This window comes from Kitasatospora sp. NPDC092948 (assembly GCF_044754805.1).
Lineage (GTDB): Bacteria > Actinomycetota > Actinomycetes > Streptomycetales > Streptomycetaceae > Kitasatospora.
The window spans coordinates 37,571-49,333 of sequence record NZ_JBIVPU010000018.1; the positions used below are offsets into that span (position 1 = coordinate 37,571).

Sequence of the window (11,763 nt, forward strand, 5' to 3'; positions counted from 1 at the left end):
GGTCAACGCCCTTCGTGAATCTGCTCGAACTGTGCGGACTTGGCGGCGAGGAGGGCTTCGAGGTCCTCGGTGGACAGCTCGTCGAGCTCGGCCTCGGCGACCGACTCGGCGGCGGCCGGCGCCGGTTGCCCGGCGGCGGCCTCCAGGGCGATCTCCATCTGCTCCGCGAGGAACGGCACCATCACCTCGATCGAGGGGAAGCGCCAGGTGAGGGTGGCCGGCAGGCCGGTCCCCGTGGATGCCTCCAGGCGCTTGCGCAGCTCCAGGGACATCAGTGAGTCGAATCCGAGGCCGACCAGCGGCGCCGCCGGGTCGACCAGCGACTGCTCCAGGCCCAGCACCTTGGCGGCCTGTTCGACGCAGTGCCGCACCAGCAGGGTCCGGCGGCGCCGGCCCGGCTCCACGGCCAGCAGCCGGCCGCGCAGTTCACCGGACGCCTGCCGGGCGCCGGCCCCGGTGGCCGCGCCCGCCCGGTCGGTGACCAGGTCGAGCAGCAGCGCGGGCAGCAGACCGCCGGCCGCCGACTCGGCGAGGCGCTCCCGGTCCAGCGGCAGCACACAGGCCAACGGGTCGGTGGTGCGCATCAGCCGGTCGAACGCGGCGATGCCGTCGGCCGGGCTCAGGCTGAGCACACCGCGGGTGGAGAGCGCGCCCCCGCGGTCGGGCCGGGCGGCCAGACCCACCTCGGACCACGGGCCCCAGGCGATGCTCAGCGCGGGCAGGCCCCGGGCCCGGCGGTGCAGCGCCAGTCCGTCCAGGAACGCGTTGGCGGCGGCGTAGTTGGCCTGGCTGGCGGAGCCGAGCAGCGCGGCGGCCGAGGAGTAGAGCACGAAGAAGTCCAACTCCCGTTCCCGGGTGGCCTCGTGCAGGTGCCAGGCACCGGCCGCCTTCGGCCGGGCGACCGCCTGGAAGCGCTGCTGGTCCAACTGCGGCAGCAGGCCGTCGTCCAGCACACCGGCGGTGTGCACCACGCCGCCCAGCGGCGGCAGTTCGGCGTCCACCTCGGCGAGCAGCGCGTCCAGCTCGGCGCGCCGCGAGACGTCCACCGGGCGCACCAGGACGGACACCCCGCGCTCCCGCAGCTCGGTGATCGCGGCCTCGGCCTCGGCGGACGGGGCGGAGCGGCCGACCAGCACCAGGTGCCGGGCGCCCTGGTCGGCCAGGTAGCGCGCGGTGGCCAGACCCAGGCCGCCGAGACCACCGGTGACCAGGTAGCTGGCGCCGGGGCCGACCGGCGGCAGGTCCGCGCGGACCGCGACCTCGGGCCGCTCGTCCGGCCGCAGCACGATCTTGCCGGTGTGCCTGGCCTTGGCCATGAAGGAGAAGGCCTCGGCCGCCTCGCCGTAGCCGAAGGCGGTCACCGGCAGCGCGCCGAACTCGCCGCGGGCGAAGCCCTCGGCCACCTCGGCGAACAGGTGCCGCACCAGGGCGGGCTGTTCGGCGAAGGAGTACTCCAGGTCGACGGCGGCGAACGACCGGTTGTCCCTGAGCAGGCGCATCCCGAGCGGGGTGTCGCCGTAGACGTCGCGCTTGCCGATCTCCACGAACCGCCCGCCCGGGGCGAGCAGTTCCATGCTGCGGGCGAACGCCTCGCCGGCCAGCGAGTTGAGCACCACGTCGACGCCGCGCCCGCCGGTGGCGGCCGCGATCCGGTCGGCGAACTCCAGCGAACGGGAGTCCAGCACGTGCGCCACGCCGAGCGAGCGCAGCAGTTCGCGCTTCTCCTCGGTGCCGGCGGTGGCGAACACCTCGGCGCCGCAGCGCCTGGCCACCTGGATCGCGGCCAGCCCGACGCCGCCCGCGGCGGAGTGGATCAGCACCGTCTCGCCCGGTGCCAGCCGGCCCAGGTACTCCAGGCCGTACACGGCGGTGAGGAAGGCGATCGGCACACCGGCCGCCTGCTCGTCGGTCAGTCCCTCGGGGCGGGGCGCCACCAGGTGGCGGCCGGTGGTGGTGAACTCGGCCATGGTGGAGCCGGCCACCGCCATCACCGGGTCGCCGACCCGCAGGTCGTCCACGCCCTCGCCGACCGCGACCACCCGGCCGGCGCACTCGCCGCCCAGCGGCACCACGCCGTTCGGCACGCCCGGGCAGTCGCCCATCGCCTTCAGCAGGTCGTTGAAGTTCAGGCCGGCGGCGGCCACCTCGATCTCCACCTGGCCGGGGCCCGGCGCGGTGCGCCGCCACACGGTCGGCACCAGGCTCTCCAGGATGCCCGGCCGCTCGGCCAGCACCCGCAGGTTGGTGTCCCGGGCCCGGTCGTAGCGGCGGCGGGGCCAGGCGCCGCCGTCCACCGCGCGGCGCGGCTCCAGACGGGGCGTCAGGCACGTCCCGCCGCGCACCGCCAGCTGGTTGGGGCCGGACTCGGCGAGCAGCCGGTCGGCGAGCAGCGCCGCCTCGACGGCCGAGCCCGGAGCGGTCGCCGGGTCCAGGTCCACGACGAGCGGCCGCAGCTCCGCGTGCTCCAGGACGGCCACCCGGGCCAGACCCCACAGCGGGGCCTGGGCGAGCGCGACGTCCGCCTCGTCGCCCGGGACGCGCTGGGCGCCGCGGGTGAGCAGCGCCAGCCGGGGCGGGGCGGCGAAGCCGGCGCCGGCCAGCGCCTGCACGGCGTGCAGGGCGGCGGCGGTGGCCGCGTCCCGGCCGGTCCACAGCAGGTGCTCGCCGCCGTCCGCCTCCGGCTCGGGCGCGTCCAGCGCCCAGGCGCTCAGCACGCCGAGGCAGCTGCCGGGGCGGGAGTCGCGCAGCTCGGCGAGCAGGCCGGGCAAGGCGTCGGGGGCCAGCGGCGGCAGCCGGTGGGCGTCCGGGCCGAGCCGCTCGGCCTGCTCGCCGGCGGTGGCGGTGACCACCCGGGCGCCGCGGGAGCGCAGTTCGGCGGCGAGCGCGTCGGCGGTGCCGTCCCGGTCGGCGAGCAGCAGCCACCAGCCGTCCGGCTCGACGTCCTCGGCGGGCGCGGGGGCGTCGGCCGGCTGCCAGACGAGGTCGAGCAGGGCCTCCGCTCCCGGCTCGGTGTCCGCGGCGCCGCCGAGGCGCTGCAGGGTGATGCCGTCCAGGGTGCCGAGGACGGCGCCGTCGGCGGCCAGCAGCTCCACCCGGCAGCCGGCGAAGCCGTCCGGCTCGGCGGTGCCGCGCACCGCGTGCGCCCAGGCCGGCACGGCGCGGGCGGTGTGCAGGGTGAACGAGCCGACGCCGACCGGGAGATGGGTGGCGGTGCCGTCGAGGGTGCCGTCCAGCGCGGCGGCCAGCGCCTGCAGGCAGCTGTCCAGGACGGCGGGATGGACCAGGTGGGCGGCGTTCTCGCCGGTGAGCTCCGCCGCGTCGCGCAGCTCGGCGAGCGCCTCGCCGGCGCCGCGCCGCAGCGTGCGCACGCCCTGGAAGGCGGGGCCGTAGTGGATCCCGGCGCGCTCCAGCGCCCGGTAGAAGCCCTCGGTCCCGACCGGCTCGGCGCAGCGGGCCCGCAGGTCGTCCAGGTCGACGGAGGCCGGCGCGGCCCCGTCGGCGGCCCGGTAGCGGCCCGCGGCGGCCTCGGTCCAGCCGCCGTCCGCCGCGGCCGCGCCGGCCGGCGCGGACAGCTGGCGGAAGGAGCCGGCCTTCCCGGCGCCGGGCTGGAGCACCAACTGCCAGGTGGCGTCGGCCGCCTGGTCGGGCAGCACGTTCATGGCGGTCAGCGCGACGTTCTCCAGCGTCACCCGCTGCTCGCCCAGTGCCTCCCGGGCGGCGGCCAGCGCGGCGTCCAGCAGCAGCGCGGCGGGCAGCACGGCGGTGCCGCCGACCTGGTGGTCCGCCAGCCAGCCGAAGCCGGCCCGGTCCACGGCGGCGCTCCAGTGCAGGGTGCGGGGCTCGACCGCGGAGCGCAGCGCGGTCTCGCGCAGCGGGTGGCCGCCCGCGGTGCGGCGGCGCAGGGCCGGGCCGTCGGCGGGCCGGCTGTGCTGGTGCTGCCACGGGTAGGACGGCAGCGCCAGGTTGGGCCCGTCCGCGGGGAGCAGCAGGCTCCAGTCCACCGGGCGGCCGGCGCAGTGCAGTCGGGACAGTGCGGCGAGCAGCGCGGGCCGCCCGGGCTCGTCGCGGCGCAGCGAGCCGACCGCGACGCCCTCCGCGCCGTCGGCGCCGAGCCGGTCCGCGATCGGGCCGAGCAGCGTCGGGTGCGGGCCGATCTCGACGAACGCGTCGTGCCCGGACTCCACCAGCGCGGACACCGCCTGGTCGAATAGCACGGGGCTGCGCAGGTTGGCGCCCCAGTAGGCGGCGTCCAGCTCGGCGCCGTCCAGCACCCGGCCGTGCACGGTCGACAGGAACGGCACCGTGGTCGGGCGCGGCGCCAGGCCGTCGAGGATGCGCCGCAGGTCGTCGGCGGGCCGGTCCATCAGCGGGCAGTGCGAGGGGAACTCGACCGATTCCAGCACCCGGCAGAACAGCCCGTCCGCGGTCAGCCGGGCGGCCAGCTCCTCGATCTCGGCGCCGTCGCCGGACAGCACCGCCGACTGCGGGCCGTTCGCCCCGGCGACCCACACCCGGGCCAGACCGGAGCCGGCGACCAGCCGCTCGGCCTCGTCGAAGCCCACGCCGACCACGGCCATCCGGCCCCGGCCGACCGCCGAGTGCAGCACCCGGCCGCGGTGCAGCGCCACCAGCAGCGCCTCCTGCAGGGTGAGCGCCCCGGCGACGTGCGCGGCGGCGATCTCGCCGACGCTGTGGCCGACCACGGTGTCCGGCAGCACGCCCCAGGCCTGCCACTGCGCGGCCAGCGCGATCTGCACGGCGCACAGCGCGGGCTGGCCGACGGCGGTGTCGGTGAGCCGGGAGCCCTGCTGGTCGGCGGCGAGCTGGGCCAGCAGCGACCAGTTGGTGTGCGGGCGCAGCAGCTCCTCGCAGCGCTCCAGGACGGAGCGGAACACCGGCTCGTCCATCAGGTCGGCGGCCACCGGCCACCAGCGCGGCCCCTGGCCGCAGAACACGAACGCGGTGCGCGAGGTGCGGCCGAGGACCCGGCTGCCGTGCACCAGCGCCGGGTGCTCCTCGCCGGCCAGGAACGCGGCCAGTCCGGCCCGCCACTCCTCGGCGGTGCTGCCCAGCACGGCGAGACGGTGCTCGGGGTGCTGGGTGCGGCGCAGCGCGGCGGTGGCGGCGGTGGCGGTCAGCGGCGCGCCGTCCGGGCGCTCCAGCAGCTCGCGGTAGCGCCCGGCCAGTTCGGCCAGCGCCTGCGGGTCGCGGGCCGACAGCAGCAGCGGCTGGACGGCCGCGTCACCGGCGGCGGGCGCGGCCGGGCGGGTGCGCGGCCCCTCCTCCAGCACCACGTGCGCGTTGGTGCCGCCGAAGCCGAAGGAGCTGACCCCGGCCAGCGCCGGGCCGGCGGTGACGGGCCACGGCTGCGCCCGGTCGACCACCCGCAGCGCCAGTTCCCGGAACGGGATGTGCGGGTTGGGGGTCTCGAAGTGCAGGCTGGCCGGGATCGAGCGGTGGCTGAGCGCCAGCGCGGCCTTGATCAGGCCGCCGATGCCGGCCGCCGCCTCCATGTGGCCCAGGTTGGACTTGACCGAGCCGATCAGCATCGGCTGCTCCGGGGCGCGGTCGGCGCAGAGCACCGCGGACAGCGCCCGGGCCTCGATCGGGTCGCCGAGCAGGGTGCCGGTGCCGTGCGCCTCGACGTACTGCACCTGGTCGGGGCGGACCCGGGCGGTGTCGTAGGCGGCGCGCAGCACCTCCTCCTGGGCGAGCGGATTGGGGGCCATGATGCCGTTGCTGCGCCCGTCCTGGTTGACGGCGCTGCCGCGCACCACGGCGTAGATCCGGTCCTTGTCGGCGAGCGCCCGGCCGAGCGGCTTGAGCACCACCACGCCGCAGCCCTCGGCCCGGACGTAGCCGTCGGCGCGGGCGTCGAAGGCCTTGCAGTGGCCGTCCGAGGCCATCGCGCCGGCCTTGGAGAAGTTGACGGCCAGCGCGGGGGAGAGGATCAGGTTGACGCCCGCGGCCAGCGCCAGCGTGCACTCGCCGGAGGCCAGCGCGGCGGCGGCCTGGTGGACGGCGACCAGCGAGGAGGAGCAGGCGGTGTCCACGGCCATGCTGGGGCCGCGCAGGTCGAACAGGTAGGAGAGCCGGTTGGCGGCGATGCTCAGCGCGCTGCCGGTGCCGGTGTAGGCGTCGATCTTCTCGATCTCGTGGAAGTTCTGGACACCGTGGTCGAAGCTGGAGATGCCGACGAAGACGCCGGTGGCGGTGCCGGCCAGCTGCTCGGCGGGCAGGCCGGCGTCCTCCAGCGCCTCCCAGGCGACCTCGGCCAGCAGCCGCTGCTGCGGGTCCATCCGGGCGGCCTCGGCCGAGGAGATGCCGAAGAACTGCGCGTCGAAGCCGTGCACGTCGTCCAGGAAGCCGCCCCAGCGGCTGGTGGTGCGGCCCGGCTCGGCGGGGTCGTCGGTGGCGTAGTCGGCGAGCTTCCAGCGGTCCTCGGGCACCTCGGTGACGGCGTCGCGGCCCTCGGTGAGCAGCTGCCAGAAGCCCTCGGGGCCGTTGGCGCCGCCGGGGAAGCGGCAGCCGATGCCGACCACGGCCATCGGCTCGGCGGCGTACTCGGCGGTGGCGGCGGGGGTCAGGAACGCGGGGAGGGCGGCGGGCTCGGCGGGCTCCTCGGGGGCCTGCGGGGCCTCGGCCGGCGCGGGCCCGGCGCCGGCCAGGTGCGCGGCGAGCGCCTCGACGGTCGGGTAGGCCCAGGCGAGGGTGGCCGAGAGCGTGCGGTCCAGGTGGCGCTCCAGCTCGCCGATCAGGGAGACCAGGTCGACCGAGCGCATGCCCAGCCCGGCGATCGGCGCGGTCGGGTCGATGCCGGCCGGGTCCTGGCCCAGGGTGCGGGCCAGCCGCTCGATCAGCCAGGCCTCGATCTCCCGGGCGTCGGGGGCCGGCACCTCCTCGGCGGCGGGCCCGGCAGCGGCGGCGGGCGTGCCGCCGTCCGCGGTCCAGGCGGCGAGCGCGGGCAGGCCGCCGGCCAGGAAGGTGTCCAGGCAGAGCGAGCGCTGCAGCTTGCCGCTGGAGGTCTTGGGCACCCCGCCGCGCCGCACCAGGGTGATGGCGTGCACGGGGATGCCGTGCACCTCGGCGACCCGGGCCCGGACGGCGGCGAAGATGCTCTCCGCGTCCAGGTCCTGCGGCCGGCCGCCCACCTCGTGCACGATGATCAGCCGCTCGACGCCGTCGATCTCGCGGGTGCCGGCGATGCCGCAGCCCGGGCGCAGCGCCGGGTCCACCGACTCGATGGAGCGCTCGATGTCCTGCGGGTAGTGGTTGAGGCCGTCGATGATGATCAGGTCCTTGGCGCGGCCGGCCACGTACAGCTCGGAGCCGTCCAGGAAGCCCAGGTCGCCGGTGCGCAGGAACGGGCCCTCGCCGGTGCCGTCGACGGTGGCGCGGAAGATGGTCTCGGTCTCCTGCGGGCGCTCCCAGTAGCCGTGCGCCATGCTCGGGCCGGCCAGCCAGATCTCGCCGACCCTGCCCTCCGGCAGCCGGCGCCGGGTCACCGGGTCGACGATGGCGAGCTGCTGGTCCTCCAGCGACCAGCCGCAGCCGATGCCGGTGCGGAACTCCTCGCCGTCCGCGGCGTCCACCGCGATGCCCTGTTCGGCGAGCGCGGCGGCCTGGAGCCGGCGCACCACCGGCTGGCCGTCGAGCTGCCCGCCGGTGACGGCGAGGGTGGCCTCGGCCAGCCCGTAGGAGGGCATGAAGGCCTGGCGGCGGAACCCGGACGGCGCGAAGGCCCGGGCGAACCGGTCCATGCTCTCCACCCGGACCGGCTCGGCGCCGTTCAGGGTGACCCGCCAGTTGCTGAGGTCGAGCGCGGCCCGCTCCTCCTCGGTGCTCTTGGCCACGCACAGGTCGTAGGCGAAGTTGGGGGCGCCGCTGAGCGTGCCGCCGGCCGCCGAGATCGCCTCCAGCCAGCGCAGCGGGCGCTTCAGGAAGGCGAACGGCGGCATGAAGGTGACCGGGTAGTTGCCGAAGGCGGGCGACAGCAGACCGGCGATCAGGCCCATGTCGTGGTACGGCGGCAGCCAGATGACCAGGTGGTCGTCCGGGGTGGCGTCGAAGAAGCGGCGGTTGAGCGCGGCCAGGTTGTGCACCAGGTTGGCGTGGCCGACCATCACGCCCTTGGGGCGGCTGGTGGAGCCGGAGGTGTACTGGAGGAAGGCCAGCGAGTCGCCGGTGATGTCGGGCCGCTGCCAGGAGTCGGCCGCGGCCAGGTCGATCCGGTCCACGCTGACCCAGAGCAGCTCGGCGAACGACGGGACGTGCACCGCGAACTCGTCCGCCATCGCGGTCACCGACGCCGGGGCCAGCACCGCCTTCGGTCTGGCGTCCTCCACCACCCCGATCAGCCGGGGCAGGGTGCGCTTGAGCAGGGTCGGATCCGGAGGGTAGACGGGTACCGCGATCACGCCCGCGTACAGGCAGGCGTAGTACGACACCACGTAGTCCAGTCCGGGCGGGCAGACGATCAGCGCCCGCTCGCCGGCTCCGACCCGCTCGCGCAGCAGCACGGCGAGCGCGCGGGCCCGCTGGTCGAGTTCGGCGTTGGTCAGGCAGACCGGGTCGCCCTCCCCGTCCGGCAGGAACCGGTACGTCCGGTCCTGGGGGTTCTCCAGGAAAACCGCCCGGTAGTGGTCGACGAGTGTGGTGTGTTCGCTGCGGTGCCCGGCCTTCGCCATCTTTCGCTCCAGGAATTCGGGGTGCCCACTGGATGCCTCCGGCGGGCTGTCCAAGAATCCCCGCTCTTCGGCGACGGCAGCTTATTGGCGCACTTTGTCGGGTGTCTTCGGTATAACGGTCGAACCTTTTTCCGTCGTCCGTTTGGTTCAGTTGGAGCAGGAACTCAACCAAATGATTGAGACGCGGCCGGGGCAGTCAACACCTGGTGGGACGGGGACGGCCGGAGCGGCTCAGTAGTTTGACGGGGTCATGGCTGCCCGGGGAAACGGCGAGGCCCCGGGCGGCAGTCGCCCGGGGCCTCGCGTGCAGACGTGTGGGGTGGATCGGCGCAGGTGGCGCAGGTCGTGCAGGTGGTGCGGGGTCAGCCGGCCGCCTCGACCAGCTCCACCAGCACACCGCCGGCGTCCTTGGGGAAGACGAAGTTGATCCGGGAGCCCGCCGTGCCGCGCTGCGGGGTCTCGTAGAGGAGCCGCACGCCGCGGGCCCGCAGCTCGGTGCAGGCCGCGTCCAGGTCGGTCACGGTGTAGGCCAGCTGCTGCAGTCCGGGGCCGGACTTGCTGATGAAGCGCCCGATGACGGAGTCCGGGGAGATCGGGGCGAGCAGCTGGAGGCGGCTGCCGTCGGCGTCCAGCGGGTCGACCGCGAGCATGGCCTCGCGCACGCCCTGCTCGACATTCTCCTCCACATGCACGCACTGCATTCCGAAGACGCGTTCGTACCGTTCGATGGCGTCGTCGAGGTCGGGGACCGCGATACCGACATGGTCGATACGGCGCAGTCCGATTGACGTTCCCGCCATTGCAAGAGTGTCCGTCATGCTCCGAGAGTAAGTCAGATAATGCCTGGGGAACAGGTTCCGGAGGGAATTCACCAGGAACTCTCCAGGAATTCTCCAGGGCGGCTCTAGCGGCGCTCGAGCGGTTCTGCGGCCACCCGGGCTCCGGACGGTCCGGGATCTCGTACCCTGAGGGCGAGGTCGGTTAGGTCGGGTGCCCGCTCAGGGCCGGGGAGGACACGCGTGATCCGGATTCTGCTCGCCGAGGACATGTCCATGCTCCGCGGCGCGCTCGTCGCCCTGCTCAACCTGGAGGACGACCTGGAGGTGGTCGCGGAGCTCGCCAGAGGGGACCAGATCGTCTCCGAGGCGCTGCGGGTGCGGCCCGACGTGGCGGTCATCGACATCGACCTGCCCGGCCTGGACGGCCTGAGCGCCGCCGCGCAGCTGCACGACCAGGTCCCCGACTGCCGCGCGCTGATCCTGACCAGCCTGGGGCGGCCCGGCACCCTGCGCCGCGCCCTGGAGTGCAAGGTCTCCGGCTTCATCCTCAAGGACGTGCCGCCGCGTCAACTCACCGAGGCGATCCGGGCGGTGGCGGCCGGGGAGCGGGTGGTCGACCCGCAGCTCGCGCTGTCCGCCTTCGACGCCGGGGCGGAGAACCCGCTGACCCAGCGGGAGACCGAGGTGCTGCGGCAGGCCGGGCAGGGCGCGGAGGCCGACGAGATCGCCGACCGGCTCTTCCTCTCGGTCCGCACGGTGCGCAACTACCTGACGTCGGCGGTGATGAAGCTCAACGCCCGCAACCGGGTGGACGCCGTCCGGATCGCCCGCGAGGCCGGCTGGATCGACCACCACGGGCACTGACCGTCGGTCCTGCCGGGACAGGACGGCGCCTAGATGTGCGAGGGCACCCGGGCGGTCAGCCGGAACCAGTCGGAGCCCTCGGCGGCGCCGACCTCCAGCAGGCCGCCCACCGCGGCGATCCGGTCGGCCAGGTTGGCCAGGCCGGTGCCGCGCTCCCGGGTGACGGCGCGTTCGGTGCGCACCCCGTCGTTGGCCACCAGCAGGCAGACGTCGGGCCCCTGGGCGGTGAACTCGATCCGGCAGACCTCCGCCTTGCTGTGCCGCAGCAGGTTGGTGACGCTCTCCCGCAGCACGGTGGCCAGCACGGTGTTCGCCTCGCCCGACGGCGCCGGCGCCGAGACGTTGACGTGCGCCCGTATGCCGCCCGCCGCCAGCACCCCGCGGGCCGACTCGATCTCGGTGAGCAGCGACATCTCCCGGTAGCCCCGGGCCACCGTGCGCACGTCGGCCAGCGCCTGCCGGGAGATCGCCAGCACGTCGGTGAGCTCGGAGAGCGCCTGCTCGGGCCGGACCTTGATCAGCGCGGAGGTCAGCTCGCACTTCACGGTGATGGTGGAGAGGCTGTAGCCGAGCAGGTCGTGCAGGTCGCGGGCGAACCGCTGGCGCTCCTGCTCGACCGCCCTGGTGGCCATCGCGGAGCGCGCCTCGTACAGCCGGTCGATCAGCTCCACCAGCCTGGTGATGCCGTAGAGCACCAGCGAGGACAGCCCGTTGGCCACCACCAGGTAGACCGACCCGGACGACGGCATGCCGAGGACCGGCCCGCTCGGCACCAGCGCCAGCAGGAAGACGCCGTACCCGATCCAGGCGGCCCGCCCGGCCAGCGCCAGCAGCAGCGACGCCCCGACGAAGCCCATCATCGCGCCGGTGTTCCACCCCGCCAGGTACGGCGGGAGGAAGGCGAGCGCCGCCTGCAGCGCCAGCGTCCACCGGCCGAACCGCCAGCGCAGGCCGGCCGCGAACGGCAGGCAGTGCACCACCTGGAGCCCGGCGACCAGCAGGACGTCGACCGTCAGGACGGCCACCTGGAGCGGCCCGGCGCTGCAGGTGAGGATGTCGACCACGCTCAGTGCGACGAAGCCCGCCATGATGACGCAGAGCAGCGCCAGCGCCAGCCGGCGCGGCGGGATCCCGCCCATCAGCCGGGCCAGCAGCGCGGACGACGCGGCCGCCCCGTCCAGCCCGTCGGGCAGCCGCCCATCGCCGGAGGCCCGCCCGTCCCCGTGGCGGCGGCCGGCCGGCCGTGTGTGTCGAGTGCGTCCGGTCAACGGTTCCCCCATCTGTCCCGCGGCGGCCTGACGTCCCTGTCGATCTTGCGACCCTCCGAAGCATAGGGCCGCATACCTTCCCGTCCAGTGACAGGTCGCCGCGGGTCGCGCCACCCGCGTAATCGGGCACCGGTGATCGACGGGCTCCGACGGGAATCCAGTCGG

At 75.1% G+C, this 11,763-nt stretch carries 4 protein-coding genes; 1 reads left to right on the forward strand and 3 read right to left on the reverse strand.

The window, feature by feature from the left end; genetic code table 11:
* Window positions 1–2: 2 nt before the first annotated feature.
* Entirely contained in the window at window positions 3–8,687 is an 8,685-nt protein-coding gene (locus ACIQF6_RS32675; protein ID WP_400901589.1) for an SDR family NAD(P)-dependent oxidoreductase, read from the reverse strand.
* 362 nt (window positions 8,688–9,049) lie between these two features.
* Complete coding sequence (gene mce / locus ACIQF6_RS32680) at window positions 9,050–9,505, reverse strand: methylmalonyl-CoA epimerase (protein WP_400901591.1); 456 nt, start codon at window positions 9,503–9,505, stop codon at window positions 9,050–9,052.
* A 201-nt stretch (window positions 9,506–9,706) separates the two neighbouring features.
* Between mce and ACIQF6_RS32685 the strand changes: the two genes are divergently transcribed.
* The gene (locus tag ACIQF6_RS32685) at window positions 9,707–10,330 is read left to right on the forward strand and encodes a DNA-binding response regulator (protein WP_400901593.1); all 624 of its coding nucleotides are present in this window, start codon (window positions 9,707–9,709) and stop codon (window positions 10,328–10,330) included.
* 29 nt (window positions 10,331–10,359) lie between these two features.
* On the opposite strand, the gene ACIQF6_RS32690 is transcribed toward ACIQF6_RS32685, so the two are convergent.
* The gene (locus tag ACIQF6_RS32690; protein ID WP_400901595.1) at window positions 10,360–11,598 is read right to left on the reverse strand and encodes a sensor histidine kinase; all 1,239 of its coding nucleotides are present in this window, start codon (window positions 11,596–11,598) and stop codon (window positions 10,360–10,362) included.
* Window positions 11,599–11,763 lie beyond the last annotated feature (165 nt).

What these genes read in the sequence shown, in the direction of transcription:
- ACIQF6_RS32675 (WP_400901589.1), bottom strand. Translation starts at nt 8,687, where the DNA reads ATGGCGAAGGCCGGGCACCGCAGCGAACACACCACACTCGTCGACCAC.
- mce (WP_400901591.1), bottom strand. Translation starts at nt 9,505, where the DNA reads ATGACGGACACTCTTGCAATGGCGGGAACGTCAATCGGACTGCGCCGT.